This is a genomic window from Chryseobacterium sp. Marseille-Q3244, assembly GCF_940807095.1.
Lineage (GTDB): Bacteria > Bacteroidota > Bacteroidia > Flavobacteriales > Weeksellaceae > Chryseobacterium.
This window is the reverse complement of the sequence record NZ_CALNWX010000007.1, coordinates 54,847-72,296: the sequence shown is the minus strand read 5'-3', so window position 1 is coordinate 72,296 and position 17,450 is coordinate 54,847. Positions and strand designations below refer to the sequence as shown.

The 17,450-nt window shown below is 35.0% G+C and carries 13 protein-coding genes; 3 read left to right on the top strand and 10 right to left on the bottom strand.

Going from position 1 to position 17,450, the window contains the following annotated elements; all coding sequences use genetic code 11:
* Positions 1-46: 46 nt before the first annotated feature.
* From NBX25_RS13870 to NBX25_RS13830, 9 genes are all read right to left on the bottom strand, one after another.
* Positions 47-520, bottom strand: a complete 474-nt coding sequence (locus tag NBX25_RS13870; protein WP_123855991.1) for a DUF3347 domain-containing protein — start codon at positions 518-520, stop codon at positions 47-49.
* Positions 521-636: 116 nt separating this feature from the next.
* Complete coding sequence (locus NBX25_RS13865) at positions 637-1,017, bottom strand: HYC_CC_PP family protein (RefSeq protein WP_250254053.1); 381 nt, start codon at positions 1,015-1,017, stop codon at positions 637-639.
* Positions 1,018-1,299: 282 nt separating this feature from the next.
* The gene (locus tag NBX25_RS13860) at positions 1,300-2,040 is read right to left on the bottom strand and encodes an SDR family NAD(P)-dependent oxidoreductase (RefSeq protein WP_250254051.1); all 741 of its coding nucleotides are present in this window, start codon (positions 2,038-2,040) and stop codon (positions 1,300-1,302) included.
* Position 2,041: 1 nt separating this feature from the next.
* Positions 2,042-2,449 (bottom strand): GNAT family N-acetyltransferase, encoded by a 408-nt coding sequence (locus NBX25_RS13855; RefSeq protein ID WP_250254050.1) that lies wholly within the window; start codon positions 2,447-2,449, stop codon positions 2,042-2,044.
* 250 nt (positions 2,450-2,699) lie between these two features.
* On the bottom strand, positions 2,700-4,940 hold the full coding sequence (locus NBX25_RS13850) for a TonB-dependent receptor plug domain-containing protein (protein WP_250254048.1): 2,241 nt from the start codon (positions 4,938-4,940) through the stop codon (positions 2,700-2,702).
* Between the two features lie 43 nt (positions 4,941-4,983).
* Positions 4,984-5,793, bottom strand: a complete 810-nt coding sequence (gene kdsA / locus NBX25_RS13845; protein WP_115971458.1) for a 3-deoxy-8-phosphooctulonate synthase — start codon at positions 5,791-5,793, stop codon at positions 4,984-4,986.
* Positions 5,794-6,399: 606 nt separating this feature from the next.
* Positions 6,400-6,927, bottom strand: coding sequence for a DUF1697 domain-containing protein (locus NBX25_RS13840; RefSeq protein ID WP_250254047.1), 528 nt, complete (start codon positions 6,925-6,927; stop codon positions 6,400-6,402).
* 44 nt (positions 6,928-6,971) lie between these two features.
* Positions 6,972-8,459 carry a DUF8728 domain-containing protein gene (locus NBX25_RS13835; RefSeq protein WP_123911347.1) on the bottom strand — a complete coding sequence of 496 codons (1,488 nt, stop codon included), beginning with the start codon at positions 8,457-8,459 and terminating at the stop codon, positions 6,972-6,974.
* A 90-nt stretch (positions 8,460-8,549) separates the two neighbouring features.
* A complete protein-coding gene (locus NBX25_RS13830; protein WP_250254045.1) occupies positions 8,550-12,035 on the bottom strand; it encodes a glycosyltransferase family 117 protein in 3,486 nt (1,161 codons plus the stop codon).
* A gap of 222 nt (positions 12,036-12,257) precedes the next feature.
* Here NBX25_RS13830 and NBX25_RS13825 point away from each other — a divergent pair, with 222 nt between their 5' ends.
* The 3 genes from NBX25_RS13825 to NBX25_RS13815 all read left to right on the top strand — a co-directional run bounded on the left by NBX25_RS13825 (position 12,258) and on the right by NBX25_RS13815 (position 15,605).
* A complete protein-coding gene (locus NBX25_RS13825; protein WP_123911345.1) occupies positions 12,258-13,295 on the top strand; it encodes a PLP-dependent cysteine synthase family protein in 1,038 nt (345 codons plus the stop codon).
* Between the two features lie 82 nt (positions 13,296-13,377).
* Entirely contained in the window at positions 13,378-14,649 is a 1,272-nt protein-coding gene (locus NBX25_RS13820) for an aminotransferase class I/II-fold pyridoxal phosphate-dependent enzyme (protein WP_185145615.1), read from the top strand.
* 71 nt (positions 14,650-14,720) lie between these two features.
* Positions 14,721-15,605 (top strand): DMT family transporter, encoded by an 885-nt coding sequence (locus NBX25_RS13815; RefSeq protein ID WP_250254044.1) that lies wholly within the window; start codon positions 14,721-14,723, stop codon positions 15,603-15,605.
* 111 nt (positions 15,606-15,716) lie between these two features.
* Here the strand turns inward: NBX25_RS13815 and NBX25_RS13810 are convergent, their stop codons facing one another.
* The gene (locus tag NBX25_RS13810) at positions 15,717-17,405 is read right to left on the bottom strand and encodes a tetratricopeptide repeat protein (protein ID WP_250254043.1); all 1,689 of its coding nucleotides are present in this window, start codon (positions 17,403-17,405) and stop codon (positions 15,717-15,719) included.
* Between the last annotated feature and the right edge of the window lie 45 nt (positions 17,406-17,450).

The following is a 17,450-nucleotide window of genomic DNA, read 5'->3' as shown; positions in this document are numbered from 1 at the left end:
ATCACCTAAATCCCACAACTTATTGTTTTAAAGATTAATACAATATTTATTTAATTTCTGACTTTACACTTCCGCATGAAAGCATAGATTTTCCGTAGTATGGATTCATGATCTGTTTTTCATCACTTAACCAACTACCATCAGCCATTGGGCAATATTGTACATAAACCGGTTTTTCGGATAGCTTAAACTCTTTGGTAAGAGCAATCATATTATCTGAAAGATTAAGGAATGTCTCTCTTTGAGCAGCAACATTTCTTGCTTCTGAAATGACAGAAGCATCTTTTCTAAGAATATTAAGATTTCCTTCAGAAACTAACTTATAATCAATGGCAGAAGCCGTTTTAATAAATTCTGTAGCAGCTTTTGAAGTTTTATCTGCATCATCTGAAGCCAAAGCAGATTTGATTGCAATATAATTCTGATAAAGTTTTGAAACCTGAGCATCTTTTTTAGATTGCGCTGATAATGAAATAATTGAGAATAAAGATAAAGCTGCTGTAATGATATACTTTTTCATTGTTTTAAATTTTAGAATTAATTTTTTAAATAAAGAATAAGGGTAACGCACAGGAAATGCGTCAAGACATGTCGTCTGAATCCATGTTATATAACATCGAAAACGACGGACGGATTCTAAATTCTAAAATTACAATGATTGATATAGATAGGTAACGGTGTATATTCCGGTGGTCCGTTGATCTGGATTTGTGTAAATTTAGTGGCAGAGAAAGACTTGTCTACAAAAACAAAATGATGGGTTACAGGAATTTCTGAAACCTGTCCCAAAAAATCAACGTTTAGCAAATCAGACTTCTGAGAATAATCAACTTTTACAACTTTGATTTCTGTCTTGCAGCATCCTTTTTTATCTTTGACTCCACATTTACCACAAATATCATCAACTTTCTGGCTCACAGAAACAAATTCCTTCATACAATAATGAACACTAAATGCTGCTCCGGAAGAGAATCCGAAGTAGAAAATAGAGAATAGTATGGCTAGAATCTTTTTCATTATTGAGACAAAGTTAGAAATATATGTTAAACCATTGTTATAAAATTTTGTAATCTTGTTATAAAATTCAGAAAACAGAATAAATCTCAACTAAAATCTTATATCTCAACTGCATATATCAAGAAAGTCTAATATATAAATTATTCGAATAAGATAAATTACAAAATGAAATACACCAAATAACCTGCTAGTTCAAATTCGAATAAATGATTCTTTACATGAAACTAAATCCGAATTAGAAGAAACCCACTATTTGCCGACATTTTTTTAACAGAAATACTTTCATGGATTGCCAGTAATATATAAAATTTGTCCTGTTATAAAACCTGAATTTTTATCTGCAAAAAATGAAACAGCATTTGCAATATCTTTAGGATAGCCAACTCTGTTTACAGTTATTGTTTTTGCTGCATTTTCAATGTATTCTTCAAGAGAAATTTTTTTTCTTGCCGCTGATTTTTTTGTCATATTCGTTACAATCAAACCTGGAGCTATAACATTTGCTGTTATTCCATAACTGCCAAGTTCACATGCAACAGATTTAATTAAGCCGTGCATTCCTGCTTTGGCAGCACAATAGCTAGCCCTTTCACTATCTCCAAGTGCTGAAATGCTTGAAATATTAATAATTCTTCCATAAGTATTTTGTTTCATAACCGGAACAACTTCCTGAATAAACAAAAAAGATGAACGTAAGTGAACATTCAGTAAATTATCCCAATCCTCAATGGAAATTTTTTCAATGGGGTCATCTTTACTGTAACCTGCATTATTAATTAAAACTTCGATTTTGCCAATTTTTTTTGTTAACTCAACTGCATTTTTAATATGCTCAGGATTTGACACGTCAGTTTTAATAAATTTACATACAGTTTTAGTTGAATTGTTCTGTCTTTCTAATTCAAAACCTAATTCTTCGTCAATATCAATTATAACAACAAAAAAATTTTCATAAATTAGCTTTTCAACAATTCCTTTTCCAATTCCATTTGCTCCTCCTGTTACAATTGCAACTTTTTTCATTCTAATATTCTCTTTGGATTATAAATACTTCAGAAATTCTTTTCATACCAATTTTATCGTAAAAGTTTAATGCATCTTGTGAAGAATGGAGAATTAATTTGCATTCTTTTCCTGCATGTTCTTTTGTTATTTCAATTAATCTTTTTCCAATATTTAAATGCCTAAATTCTTTATTTACACAAATATCAGACAAATAACAACAATAACTAAAGTCACATAATGACCGAGCAATACCTATTAATTTATCTTCTGACCAAGCAGATACAACAAGGTTTGCATTGTCAAACATTTTTTGTAAACGAAGGTCATCATTCATATTGCTAATTGGTAAATAATTGGACATGAAAAATAGATCTTTAATTGTTTTAATTTCTATCTTTTCGTTTAATTTAAATATAATATTGCTCATAACATTTCTACTAACCTTCAAATTTACATATTCCATCAATATAGTATATGCCTTTATATTTATAATCAATATATATATATTAACTAATTTAAAATCAACCAATTATTGTTATTACATTTTGAAAATTAAAAATTATCTATATCTGAGAAACCGTAATTATAAAATTCAGGCAAATAAAAATCCTCTGAAAAATAATTCAGAGGATTTTTGCTTTATATTCTCTCGCAGATCATGCAGATTGAACAGATTTTTATAGTTTGAATTCCAGCTTCACGTTGAAGAAACGTCCTGTAAGACGCACTGGAACCGGATACATATAATTGGTATTATAATCTGTGATCCATTGATTAGCAACGGTATTATTGATATTAAATGCGTTGAAAACCTGCACTCCTAAAGATAATTCCTGGAAATTACCCCAGAAACCTGATTTTTTATTTTTATCCTTTGGATCAATAAATACTTTTGTCAATCCAATATCCACTCTTTTGTAAGCTGGTAACGTTTTCTGATAACTGTATGCTGAGTTGAAGTCCGGCTGCCCGTTATCATTAAACATGACCGGAGATCCAGTTGGTAATCCCATTGCATAGACCAAGGTAAGGTTTACCCTCATGGATGGGAACTGCGGCATATAATCCTGATAGAACATCGCTACTCTGAATCTTTGATCTGTAGGTCTTGGGATATCTCCTCTACCATCAATATTTTCATATACTCTGGCATAACTTGCAGATAGCCAAGAATCTACTCCCGGAACAAATTCCCCAAATAATCTGGTATCAATTCCATAAGCATACCCTTTCGCATTATTTTGTCCGGAGTAACGGATTCTCACATTATCCATATAATACGGAATCAAATTATCCATTTTCTTGTAATAAAGCTCCGTTGTCAATTTAAACGGTCTGTCATACATATAGAATTCATAATCATTGGAAAGGATTGCCTGAATAGATCTTTGTGACTTGATATTCGAGTTGAAATTTCCGTCAAGATCTTTAATCTCTTTATAAAATGGAGATTGGTAATAGATACCTCCGGAAAGTTTAAATAACATATCGGTATCCCAATCTGGTTTTATCGCGAACTGAACTCTTGGAGAGAATATAGTCTCTTTGTTGAAACTCCAGTTAGATACTCTTACACCAGCATTCAAGAATACTTTGCTTGCTCCCCAATAGAATTTTTGGGAATACTGAGCATAAGCAGATAATCTTGTGGGTTCAATATTATTTTTCCCGGCAATATAATAGAACATTCTCAGATCTCCTGTTGTAGTTCCTGCTCTTGGATCAATCACTTCCGGCCTTGGTAAGCTGTATCCTGCAGAATCTACCAACTTCCATTCATTGGTAAGATCTTTAAGGTTTTCTTTTTCGTATTTAAATCCAACCTCAATGTCTGTATTGACATTAGGAGAAAACTTCGCTCTGAACTGTGTTCCGTAAGTTCTTACAAATAGATCATTTCTGGCATGCTCCGTCTGGCCTCCCACATCATAACTGGAAACAGGTTCTTTTGTGATCGGATCAAATGTCTGCAAATCATATTCTGAGCGGATGGTGTAATATTCTCTTTCTCTGTTCTGATAAGCAAACGCATCCAATGTAAGTTTCCACCTATCTGCCGGCTTATAGTTCATAGAAAATGTACCCATCATATTTTTATACTGGTCATTTTCTTTACCTCCATATCCTATATTTACAGTGATAGGCTGCTGAAGGCTTCCAAAAGTCACACTTTTCGCCTTAGGAATCATCTCATAATCATTCTTAGAATAATATCCGATGAATGACATAGAAAACTTATCGTTAACATGATAATTCAGATAAGACTGAAAATCCCAATACGTAGGATTAAAATCTGTATCTTCTTTTAAGGTATTAAGAACGAGATTGGTATTTCTGTATCTTCCTGAAAATAATGCCGTAAACTTCTTATTCTTAGAAGCCAAACCGGTTGTTAACCTACCTCCAATTAAACTGGCTTCACCGGAAACCTCAAATTTTTCAGGTTCACGGTAATAGATATTTAAAGCAGAAGACATTTTATCACCATATTTAGCTTCAAATCCTCCTGCAGAAAAGTTCACTGTTGAAACCATATCCGGATTGATGATACTCATCCCTTCCTGCTGAGAATTTCTGATCAGGAAAGGTCTGTAGATTTCAATATCATTGATGTAGATAAGGTTTTCGTCATAGTTTCCACCACGTACCATATATTGGGAAGACAGCTCAGTATTGGAGTTTACGGAAGGAAGGGTTTTAATCAGTCCTTCTATTCCACCACTGATAGAAGCTACTGCTTTCGCTTCTTTTGCAGAAATTCTTACATTGGTAAGGTCATTGGTTTTTCCTGTTGTTTTTTTCTGGAACACAACTTCCTCTATATCGGTCACTCTAGTGGTCGCCGTATCCTTTTTTCTTTGTTGAGAGAAAATCAGAATAGGGACCATAAGGCTTAGCGGTAAAACTAGTTTTTTCAAAAGAAATATTTTAGAATTTCTAAAATTAATGTTTTTTTAACAATTACAAAATCGATTCTCTAATTCTTGTTAATTTTTGTAACAAATCTTCTAATAAATCTAGTCTTAACATGTTGGCACCATCAGATAATGCGGTTTCCGGAGTTGGGTGAGTTTCAATGAAAATTCCGTCTGCTCCTACTGCAATTCCAGCTTTGGCAACGGTTTCAATAAGATCTGGTCTTCCTCCTGTTACTCCAGAGCTTTGGTTAGGCTGCTGTAATGAATGCGTAACATCCAGAATCACAGGCGCATATTCTCTCATGGTAGGAATTCCTCTGTAATCTACGATCAAATCTGTATATCCGAAAGAATTTCCTCTTTCAATGATAGCTACTTTCTGGTTATCAGAATCTGTAATTTTCTGAACCGCAAACTTCATGGATTCCGGAGAAAGGAACTGTCCCTTTTTCAAAGACACACATTTTCCTGTTTTTGCAGCTGCCACTAATAGGTCTGTCTGACGTACCAGAAATGCAGGAATCTGAAGCACATCTACATATTGAGCAGCTAATGCTGCATGCTCATTTTCATGGATGTCTGTAGTCGTAGGAATATTGAATGTTTCTCCTACTTTTTTAAGGATTTCAAGAGATTTTTCTTCTCCGATGGTTGTAAAAGAGTCCACACGGCTTCTGTTCGCCTTTTTGAAACTCCCTTTAAAAATATAAGGAATATTATACTTGTCTGTAATATTGATTACTTTTTCAGCAATTCTCAATGCCATATCTTCTCCTTCAATAATACAAGGTCCGGCAATAAGGAAAAAGTTCTTTGAATCTTTGTGCTGAATATTATCTAAATACTGAATCATTTTGTTGTAATTAAAAAGTTCAGTAAAAATACTGAGAAAGTTTCAGAAATGGAAATTTTTAAGGTTTAAGGTTTAAGGTTTAAGGTTTAAGGTTTAAGGTTTAAGGTTTAAGGTTTAAGGTTTAAGGTTTAAGGTTTAAGGTTTAAGGAAAGGTAATGCCTCTATTCCAGCAATCGCTATTTTATGGGTTAAGCTTTGATTAAAGTTTCCGGATTTTTATTTCCCGCAGATTTCACGGATTTACGCGGATGTTTGTGAATATTTATGTGAATATTAGTGGTATTAGTGTTCTATAAATAAAAGCAGTTGAACGATCTGTTAAAGAATATGCAGCATATCATTTTATCGAAGATAAAATCCTTACGCCTTAAAAACAGTATATATTCAAAAAAGCCTAGCGTCTTTGCGATTTCCAACATATATAGTATGATTGCTTCGCTCTGCTCGCACTGACAAAGATCACAGATATTTTAGGTTTTGGCTAAAGCCAATGAAATTTTGATAAAAAAAGAACGGACTAAAGCCCGTTCCTATTGAATTACACGATATCTTTTATTCTGTTAACAACACAGGTTTCTCAAATTCTGTAGGTGCTGTAACTGAAATCTACGCCATTTTTTTCAAAATCTTCTCAAAAGTATTGACATTCCTGCTAGTCATTTGATCTTTTAGGCTTTTCTTTCCTAAGACTTTTCCAAATGTAGAATCCAGAGTATTTCCTTTAGGAACCTGCCAGTAGAATATATCATTGACAATTTCTGCTTTTTCATTTTCAGCCTGAGCCGCCTTTTCAAATTCTCCCATTAAAACATTTTCTATCCCTGGCATTCCAACAAAACCGTAAATATGAAGATCCCCATTTTTTTCAAAAGGAATACTATTCCAAATAACGGCTGTCTCTTCATGAGATTTGATGAACAGGAAAGCTTCATAGGAAAAATACTCAGACATTGCCTTTTCAAGAATTATTTTTAATTCATCAGCCTGTTGATCAGACGAAAAAACAATATTTCCGGAAGCTAATATAGAAGCCACCTCTTTCATTCCGGCTTCCTTAAAAACCTGGCAGACATCTGCCATTTTCATGTTTGTTCCTTTTACATTGACACCGCGGAGAAAAGCGCAATACTTCATAGGTTACTCGTTTTGAATGTTTTACAGTTCAAATTTTAATCTTCTTAATCCACTCTAATATACAAATTATAGTCTGTTCCGGAAGGCTTCAGATTATAGATCTTTTCCAGTATTTTATTGTCACTTTTCAGATGATCTTTGACCCTAAATTCCTTCAATAATTTATAATGGGTTTGATAATATACTGCATTGGTACCTTCATATAGATTCTGGTATGAAAGTAAATATTTTGGTTTCCTATTTTTAACTGTGTTGATCCAATAATTCGTTTTATCTTTTTTGATCTCCTCCTGAATCTGTTTGTCTACCAGCCCAACTTCATCAATAGTTTTTAGTCCTGAAAAATAAGGAACATACCCAGCAGGTTCCAATAAAATCCATTGATTTTTATCTTTTTCATACTTGTTAAGAAATGTACCTATAGTTCTTCTGTAGTTCCATTCCCCATTTCCAGTGGCAATGGCATGAATGGTCTGGAAAGCCAGCATCGGAACAATATAGAATATAACAAGCAAAGACAGCCATAAGTTTCTTCTTTCTTTCTGTTCCAATACAAAAATAAGAACCGGAACGAAAAGCAAAAGCTGTGGTACCCAATAATACCAGTCAAATAAGCTTTTTTGGGAGATAAAAATAATCTGTTTTACCCATCCGAAAATAAAGATCATCCATAGAAAATAATTTCTCTTTTCTTTTTGTCTGATAAGGTAAATAAAGCAAAGTATTTCAAAAATAAGAACGATCACCGTAATTGGATTAAAAGCTCCCGGAACTTTCAACATTCCCCAAAAGTTTCCAAAACTTACCAGAAAATAGTCAAGATGTTCCCCGAAAGTCAGTTGTTGCTCATAAAGAAGTTTTTTCGCAGTAATGGTATTATTAACGACTTCTCCAAAATAAAACCAGTTGAAAGCAACCGTTGATAACACCCCTAAAATTCCACCAAAAATATAGTTCCATCTGATTTTTTTAGTCCAAAACAGATCAACCAGAAATACAATTCCAAGAAATATGACGGTATCAATTCTTGTAAACATAATCAGGATCGGAAGAAGAGTTAACACCCATTTTTTTCCTTTGTTGAACCCATAATATAACAGAGACATTTCCAGGAAAAATAAAAGTCCGTACTCCATTCCAAGGATTGAAATTTTAATGGCAGGAGGCAGGATTCCAATTAGAAAGATAAAAATAGCCTTATGCCAAGGATTTTTAAGAACCAGATGAGATAGGAATAATGTTCCTATGGTGAACAATATGGAATTAAAAATTAAAAGAGGTTCAATAAAATATTCTTTACCAAAAATAAGGTTGAAAATATAAGATACAAAAACATATAAATGGGTAGTAGAAGCAGAGATCTTAGTATTACCATTGAACCCAATTACTCCGTAATCCAGTACATTCTGGGCTACTCTCCAGGTGATGAAGGCATCTTCCTGAATGTAATGTGTTAATAAGAAAAGAAGTTTAAAAACTACCGTAACGATTACGGCATAAATTGGGAACCTGCTTTTTTGTGTTTCTGCCATTATGCATTTTTAGTTCCACAAATATAATCTTAAAATTCAGGAATCCCAATAACAAAAAAACGGAACCGAAGTTCCGTTTTTAAAAGTATTTTATTGTGTTGCTTTGATAATCGCTGAAGTGATCTGATTTTCTTTTTCCTTAGAATAAGTTGAATCAAAAGGTTCCATTACATCAAATAAATATTGGTAGAATGGAGTGATTTTTTGAACATCTTCAGATTCCTTCATTGCTTTTTCTTTGCCCATCTGCTGAAGTTCCTTCACAAAAGCATTGAATTTCTTATCAATCGGCTCAATGGATTTTACCAGATAAGCATAGGCTTTTTCTTTTTGTCCGATCTTCATATAAGCATCTGTAACCGCTGCTACTACAAGAGAATATTCCATTGGCTTTGTTCTCATCTGTCTTCTCACATAGCTTTGATCCGCTTTAGAAAGACTTAAATAATAATCATACTCATCAAAGATTCCTTTTTTAAGTACTTCTGCCAGCTGTAATCCTTTTTGCTCTTGTCCTGCGATGATATATCCGGTTACAATTGAGCTTAATGAACGTGGATCATTGTATTTTTCAGCAGGAATTTCTTTTGCTGCAAGATCCAGGATTTCTAATGCTTTAGCTTTCTGTCCGCTTAATGCTAATGCTGAAGCAGCTCTGCTTGCTGACATTCTGTAGCTGATGATATTAGAAGTTGCAGTTTCATCAAAGTGAGCATTCAGATCTTTAAAGTTCCCCCATCTGAAGTTTTTCACTACATTATAAAGATTGTTAGCATCTACTCTTCCCATATCTCCATCTGCTGATGGCAGCGTTTGAATCGGAATTAATCTGTAACTGAATCCGTCAAACTGAAGATAATCGTTAAGATAGAAAATATTTTCACTGTCATAAATACCTCCTGAAGAGAAGTTAATTGGACGTTTCCAATCAAAATTTGCCAATAGATCCATTAGAATCAGGTTGTTTTTATACAATGTATTTCCCTTGTAAGTAATCATGATCTGATTGGCTACATTAGGAAGATCTGCCTGATTAATAATGCCTGCTTTTAAAGCATTTTCTTTATTGACAGGGAGAATAAATTTGTTTACCGGAAGAATGTTATACTTTTCATATTTCTCTTCTCCAAAGTACATTTTCAATAACTGATCTTTTTCAGGAGATTTAAATTTGATAAACTTAATCGCATCTTTCAGGGTTAAAGAATCCTGTGTAAGGTACTTTCTGAAGTCCTTGAATTCTGTGTCCGGAACTCCTTGTTCTTTCAGCATAGAGAAAACACCTTCCCAATCTTCCTTCTTCATCATATAGATCTGGTCGTTTACACCATCTCTGTAATCCTCGTGAGTCAGTTCACTTGGGATGCCCATGGCGTTGTATGTTCTTCTTTTGATCTGATCAAGGTTCCAAGGCGTTGAAGCAAGCGTAAAGTTAACCACTTTTACATCATCTCTGAATCTTTCCGTCTCCTGGATAGCCCAAACCGGATAAGTATCGTTGTCACCATATACGAATAAAATATCGTTCTTTGGTAATGATTTTAATACCGAATATGCATAGTCATAAGCTGTATATCTGTTACTTCTGTCGTGAACATTATAGTTCTGGAATCCCATCATGAAGGGAACTCCTAATAATACAACTCCTAATGCAATGTTAGCCCCATTGGATTTTATTTTAGACTGTACGAACCATAAAATAGCTCCGGCACCCAATCCAATCCAGATGGCAAAAGCGTAGAATGAACCTACCATTGCATAATCTCTTTCTCTTGGTTCGAAAGGTTTTACTCCTGTATAGAAAATAATTCCGACACTGGTAATAATAAATAAGGATAATAAAGCATAGAATCTTCCAAAGTCCCTGTTCAATTGGAAAAAGAATCCGATTAATCCTAAAATTAATGGAAGGAAGAAAAATGCAACTGTGCTTTCATTCTTAAATTTGGCAGGCATTTTATCCTGATTTCCTACGTTTACATTATCAATAAAAGGAATTCCGGAAATCCAGTTTCCTTTGGTGCTCTCCATATTTCCTTCAAGGTCATTCTGTCTTCCTACATAGTTCCAAAGCAGGTATCTTACAAAGTAATATCCGTTCTGGAAAGAAATAAAATAATCCATATTCTGAAGCAATGAGGGCTTCTGAACATTGATAAGATTATAAGGTTTTACCTTTAAATAATCTGCAGCTGTAATAGATTTATCATCATATTTAGCTCTCAGTTCATCAAAAATCTGCTTAGCCTGAGGGTTATCTGCCACATCTTCATTCGCATAATTGAATGTAAAATCAGGGGCTCCGTACATTGAAATGTAGTTGGCCATTACATCTTTATCCTCATTGAACATTCTTGGCATTAAGCTTACCTGAGACTGACTGAAAATATAATTGAATCGGTCTCCGGTTTTTCTATAGGTCCCGGTTTTTTCATCTTTTTCATAAATCTCTCCGGTCTTTTTTGTTTTAAAGCTTCCGTCTTCGTTCTTTTGAATTCCGTTAGCATCAAGGAAAGCTGTATAGTTTTGGCCATAAATGGTTGGCCAGTCTCCATATTGCTCTCTGTTATAATAATCCAGCATACCAATGGCAGTATCCGGGTCATTAAGGTTCATTGGTGGATTCGCATTAGCTCTGATCGGAATAACCATCCAACAAGAAAAACCAATCATCATAAAAACTACAGATAAAGCAGCCGTTTGATAAATATTCTTTTTTGCTTTTCTCGCATACTTAATCAGGAAATAGCAGATCACTACCATTAAGATAAATGCAGCAATAGTTCCTGAGTGGAAAGGAAGTCCAAGACCATTCACAAAGAAAATCTCCAATCTTCCGAACATTGTCATGATCAAAGGGAAAATAATTTTGAAAACGACGATCAAAATCCCTAATGTAATAAGGTTCGCCCAAATAAAATTCTTCCACGTAAACTTATAGTTTCTTGCATAATATACAAGACATACCATAGGTGTTGCGAGCATACACATCATGTGCACTCCAACGGAAAGTCCTAAAACGAAGAAAATAAGGATAACCCATCTCTCACTGTCTGCTGCCTGATACTCATTTTCCCATTTGGTAATCAACCAGACCAAAAGCGCGATAAACATAGAAGCCATAGAGTAAACCTCTCCTTCTACCGCCGAGAACCAGAAGGTATCTGAGAAGGTGAAGCACAAAGCTCCTATTGCTCCGGCAAACAAGATAGAGATTTCCTGATGTTTTGTAATTTCTTCAAAATCTTTGTTGAGCAATCTTCTCACAAAATGAGTAATCGTCCAAAACAAAAATAAAATAGTCAGCGCGCTGAACAATGCAGACATCGCGTTGATTACGATGGAGTAATTTTCGCCTTTCCCTAATGCAAAAATGGCTGCCACGGCACCCACTATCTGGAATAAAGCCGCTCCGGGAGCATGCGTTACTTCAAGTTTTACTGCAGAAGAAATGTACTCACCACAATCCCAAAAGCTGAAATTAGGTTCTATCGTGGACAAGTACGTGAAAAACGCAATGACGAAAATCACCCATCCTAAAACGGTGTTCCATTGCCTAAAAGTCCAATTTTTCATAGTATTAAATCAATTATGCGAAAATAAGGCTTTTATATTATTTTATATTGTTTTTAACAAATTTTAAAAACTTGGCGCAAAATTTGCGATTATACTCCTGCTAAAACTGTAAACAGGAAAAATATTTTTTACGAAACGATGCCCTAGAAATCAAACAAAAGTTTAGTAATTATTTATTTTTTTGTATTTTTGCAGTCAGATTTTTATTGAAAATAACAAATAATGAGTAATGTTTACGATAATATTCTTGGCCTAATAGGACATACTCCTATGGTGAAGCTAAATACTGTTACAAAAGATATTCCAGCAACCGTTTATGCCAAGTTAGAATCATATAATCCTGGACATTCCACCAAAGACCGAATCGCACTTCATATTATTGAGAACGCAGAGGAGAGAGGCTTATTGAAAGAAGATTCCGTAGTTGTAGAAACTACATCGGGAAACACTGGGTTTTCTATTGCAATGGTATGTATCATCAAGGGATATAAATGTATTCTCGCTGTAAGCGACAAAACAAAACCTGAGAAAATTGCTTATCTAAAAGCATTAGGAGCGACTGTATATATATGTCCTGCCAATGTACCTGCGGATGATCCAAGATCTTATTATGAAGTAGCGAAAAGGATCGCTTTGGAAACTCCCAATTCTATTTACATCAATCAGTACTTTAATGAACTGAATATTGATGCCCATTACCAGACCACCGGTCCTGAGATCTGGGAGCAGACAGAAGGTAAGATCACTCACCTTTTTGCCTGCACCGGAACAGGAGGTACTTTATCTGGTTCAGCAAAGTTTTTGAAGGAGAAAAACCCGGATATTAAAATTATCGGGGTGGATGCAGATGGTTCTATATTAAAAAGCTATCACGAGACAGGTGAGATTCACAAGGAAGATGTACACCCTTATCAGATCGAGGGAATGGGAAAAAATTTGATCCCTGCCGCTCTTCTTTTCGATAAGGTAGATGAGTTTGTAAGGGTAAATGATGAGATGTCAGCCTACAGAACCCGTGAAATTGCTTTGAAGGAAGCTATTATGGGAGGGTATACTACAGGAGCTGTCACCCAGGGACTGATACAATATGCAAATTCGCACGAATTAACCGAAAATGATATGGTTGTATTAATCTATCCTGACCACGGTTCAAGATACATCACTAAAGTATACAGTGATAAATGGATGGCCGAACAGGGGTTTGTTAACAACTGTGTCCACAATTATGACGAAGTCTTCAAGACTGAGTTTATCAAATAACAATAAATAAAATCACGATATAATAAAGCCTTTTGCGTGTTCTACAAAAAAGGCTTTTTTACTTAAAAATTACGATACAATGTTGGATATTTTTGAAAGAATAAAAGAAAATCCAGGACCTCTTGGACAATTTGCAGATTACGGAGAAGGATATTTTATTTTCCCAAGATTAGAGGGACCTATCGGCCCGAGAATGCAGTTTCAGGGTAGAGAAGTAATTTTCTGGAGTGCCAATGATTATTTAGGATTGTGTAATCATCCTGAAGTAATTGAAGCAGATGCCAAGGCGGCTGCAGAATATGGAATGTTCTATCCGATGGGAGCAAGAGCGATGTCTGGAGAAACAGATCAGCACCTTCAGTTGGAAAGAGAATTGGCAGACTTCGTACAAAAAGAATCAGCATATTTATTGAATTTCGGTTACCAGGGAATGGTTTCTACGATTGATGCCTTGGTAAGCAGAAACGATGTTATCGTTTACGATATGGATTCTCATGCCTGTATCGTGGATGGAGTAAGACTTCATTCTGGTAAAAGATTTACCTACAAGCATAATGATATGGAAAGCCTTGAAAAAAACCTTCAGAGAGCTACCAAAGTAGCAGAAGAAACGGGAGGAGGAATCCTTGTGATTACGGAAGGAGTTTTCGGGATGAGAGGACAGCAAGGAAAAATCAAAGAGATTTGCGAGCTTAAATCAAAATATCAATTCAGACTTCTAGTAGATGATGCTCACGGTTTCGGAACACTAGGTAAAACGGGTGCCGGAGTAGGTGAAGAGCAAGACTGTAACGATCAGATCGACGTATACTTCTCTACTTTTGCAAAATCAATGGCTGGTTTCGGAGCATTCCTTGCGGGTGACAAAGAAATCATCAGATACCTGAAGTTCAACCTAAGATCACAAATCTTTGCAAAATCTCTTACGATGCCAATGGTAATCGGAGGATTGAAAAGATTAGAGCTATTGAGATCAAGACCAGAAATCAAAGCTAAACTTTGGGAAAATGTAGAAAAACTACAGAGCGGATTAAAAGAAAGAGGATTCAACATCGGAGATACGAATACTTGTGTTACTCCGGTAATGATGCAGGGAACTCCTGTAGAAGCTACTCTATTGGTAAAAGATCTTAGAGAGAATTACGGGATCTTTACTTCAGTAGTGGTCTATCCGGTAATTCCTAAGGGAATGATTCTTTTAAGACTGATTCCTACCGCTTCTCATACGGATTCAGAAATTAATGAAACTCTGGCCGCGTTTGAAGCGATTCACGATAAACTAGTAAGTGGTTACTATAAAGAGCAGGAACAATTATTACTGCAGGAACAGGGATTAAGTTTTAAACCGATCTAATCTTTAACAAAATAATAAAAAACCACTGATTGATTCAGTGGTTTTTTGTTTTAAAAACTATACACTATAAAATGCAAATAAAACTTAGAGGTTATTTATTGGGGGTTTTGTCGGCGGTTTCATATGGATTGATTCCGATTTTTATCCTACCGATTAAACAGGCTCATTTTTCAATGGATATTACACTGTTTTACAGGTTTTTCTTTTCAGCCATAATAGTGGGTGGATATCTCATTTATTCTAAACAAAACTTCAGAATCAATAAAAAGGAAGCTTTAGTATTAGCTATTCTGGGAGTATGCTATGCTCTTTCTTCTGAATTTTTGTTCATAGGATATGATTTTCTTACCCCGGGAATTGCTTCTACAGTTTTATTTATTTATCCCGTTATTGTAGCATTGATTATGTTTTTCTTTTATAAAGAGAAACTCACCAAATTATCTATTGCTTCATTATTTCTTGCCTTTGCCGGCGTCATTGTTTTATGCCTGAAAGGAAATGGTTTTGAAATCAATTTTGCAGGATTGGGAATCGTTATGCTCAGTTCATTGTTTTATGCCCTTTATATGGTGATTGTCAATAAATCGAAACTGAAAGTTTCCGGGTTTAAACTTACCTTCTACTCGATGCTTTTTACGTCTGTATTTTTTATGAGCAAGTCTGTTATTGGACATCAATCATTTGCAATCCCTTCGATAACTATTTTTATTAACTTTCTTATTTTTGCATTTCTTACTACAGTTATTTCCAGTTTATGTCTGGTGTATGCTATTAAGAGCATTGGTTCTACTCCGGTTGCTATTTTAGGTGCACTGGAGCCTGTTGTCGCTGTAATGGTAAGTGTCTTTATGTTTAATGAAAAGTTTACCACCAACTTACTGATTGGAATTACACTTATTTTACTGGGCGTAATACTGAATGTTATTTCTGACCGGAAGAGCACAGTTCACTTGTAAAGCGTTTAAAGTAATTTATAAAAATAGCCCCGGAGAACAGGAATTCTCCGGGGTTTATATTTTGTAGGCTGGAAGTTATGATAATCTTTCAGCCTCTAGCTTCATTCATCATTATTTTCCAAATATCTTTTTGAAAAAGCCTCCGGAATAATTACGTTTATTTTCTGTTTCGGCAGTTTTCAGATTTTCTTCTGCTATAGGTGAATGATTGTACTGTAAAGACAATTTTATATTTTCTGCTGCCTCAGAATATTGAGCTAAGTCTAATTGTGCTGTTCCTAAATGTTCATAAATCTCCGCAATAATATCAGCGGTTACTCCATCCTGTTGAGGCAAAGCCTGAAGAGCCAGCAAAGCATATTCAACCGTCTTTTCATTTTCCTGCAAATGATACCCACAGTGAACCGCCCAATAACAGCACCAGAAATCTTCATTTCCTAAAGCTATACTCTGTTCAAAACTTTCAAATGCCGTTGCTTCATCACGAAGTTTCGCAACCTGAATATATCCCATATTGTATAAAGCCACCTGCCCAGATCTTATCTTATTTTGTTCTGACGCAAAATGTATAGCATACTGCAAACATTCCAGCGCTTTTGCATAGTTTTCTTCTTCTAAAAAAATATTGGAACGGCTGATGAGTATACTTGGATTATCCGGCATTTCCTCCAAAATACGATCAGCTTCTTTTGAAGCCATAGCTGGATCTGGTTGTATTCCTGTCTGTTCTTCAATTTTTGATTTATGGATATAAAAATTGGTAAAGCATCGTACAATTTCCGGATGGGTCAGTAAAGGATCTGTCGTATCTAATTCATGATAACTTTCCAACCCTGCATTAATCCATTCCATAGCAGACGTATCATCTTTCAATTCCATATAACTGTAACAAAGCTGGTCTATACTATTAAAGTAGGTTACAGAATCCATGTCATTTATAAAATCCTCCATGAACTTTTCTCCATCTGCTACAGCTTCTTTGAGATATCCTGCTTCTAAGTACGCATTAAATCTATTCTGGAGAATGTACATGAAATAACTGAATTTCATCCCTTCTGTAGTGACAGCAATAGCTTCATCATATTTTTCCTGGCTGATAAGCTCTGCAGCTAAATTATTACAGCACATCGCAAAGGTATGAGGATCTTCATTATAGGAATCTCCGTTTCTTTCAACCAACGTTTTATGATAAAGATGATAAGCTACAGTATAACAGTCTCTTTTCAATTGGGTAAGTCTCTCCTTTTCAAATTCAGATATTTGAGGGTTTTGGTTGAGAATTCTATTAATTTCAACACCAGCGTTATAGGCCTCCATGGCTTCGGAAGTTTCGGGATTTACATCCAGCAACAGAAAATCAGGATTAACATTTTCTTTATTATTAATCATAAACAGTCTCACCTGTAAAGTTGGAGATGGTACCAAAGACATTGCTTTTTCATAATAAGGAACTGCTTCCTCCCATTGATCCATCCAATAGAAAGCAGAACCGGCATGACGATGGCACCAAGGGTGATTCGGACTCATACTGATTCCCTGTTTGCTCCATTCTACACACTGAATAAGGGCTTTTTCACGGTTACTCGTAAATATTTCGTAATGATCCAGAGCAATAAGTCCTAATATGGCGCAAAGATCAGAATCCGGAGAAGTTTCATTTAAAGAATTGGCCCAAAGGTAGATTTCCTTAAGCTCTTCTCTATCATCCGGAAGAGCATGCCCTTTGATCCAGTTTTTAGCAGCAACAGCATAGTTTTTCTGACGGAATGCTTCAATGGCTTCCTGATGTAATGTATTCACGGTCTTATCTTTAGATTTATATATTCTTTTCTTTCAGCTACTCTT

Excerpts from the sequence above, each read along its gene's own strand:
- NBX25_RS13870 (WP_123855991.1), bottom strand. The coding sequence starts at position 520 with ATGAAAAAGTATATCATTACAGCAGCTTTATCTTTATTCTCAATTATT.
- NBX25_RS13865 (WP_250254053.1), bottom strand. The coding sequence starts at position 1,017 with ATGAAAAAGATTCTAGCCATACTATTCTCTATTTTCTACTTCGGATTC.
- NBX25_RS13860 (WP_250254051.1), bottom strand. The coding sequence starts at position 2,040 with ATGAAAAAAGTTGCAATTGTAACAGGAGGAGCAAATGGAATTGGAAAA.
- NBX25_RS13855 (WP_250254050.1), bottom strand. The coding sequence starts at position 2,449 with ATGAGCAATATTATATTTAAATTAAACGAAAAGATAGAAATTAAAACA.
- kdsA (WP_115971458.1), bottom strand. The coding sequence starts at position 5,793 with ATGATTCAGTATTTAGATAATATTCAGCACAAAGATTCAAAGAACTTT.
- NBX25_RS13840 (WP_250254047.1), bottom strand. The coding sequence starts at position 6,927 with ATGAAGTATTGCGCTTTTCTCCGCGGTGTCAATGTAAAAGGAACAAAC.
- NBX25_RS13835 (WP_123911347.1), bottom strand. The coding sequence starts at position 8,459 with ATGGCAGAAACACAAAAAAGCAGGTTCCCAATTTATGCCGTAATCGTT.
- NBX25_RS13830 (WP_250254045.1), bottom strand. The coding sequence starts at position 12,035 with ATGAAAAATTGGACTTTTAGGCAATGGAACACCGTTTTAGGATGGGTG.
- NBX25_RS13825 (WP_123911345.1), top strand. The coding sequence starts at position 12,258 with ATGAGTAATGTTTACGATAATATTCTTGGCCTAATAGGACATACTCCT.
- NBX25_RS13815 (WP_250254044.1), top strand. The coding sequence starts at position 14,721 with ATGCAAATAAAACTTAGAGGTTATTTATTGGGGGTTTTGTCGGCGGTT.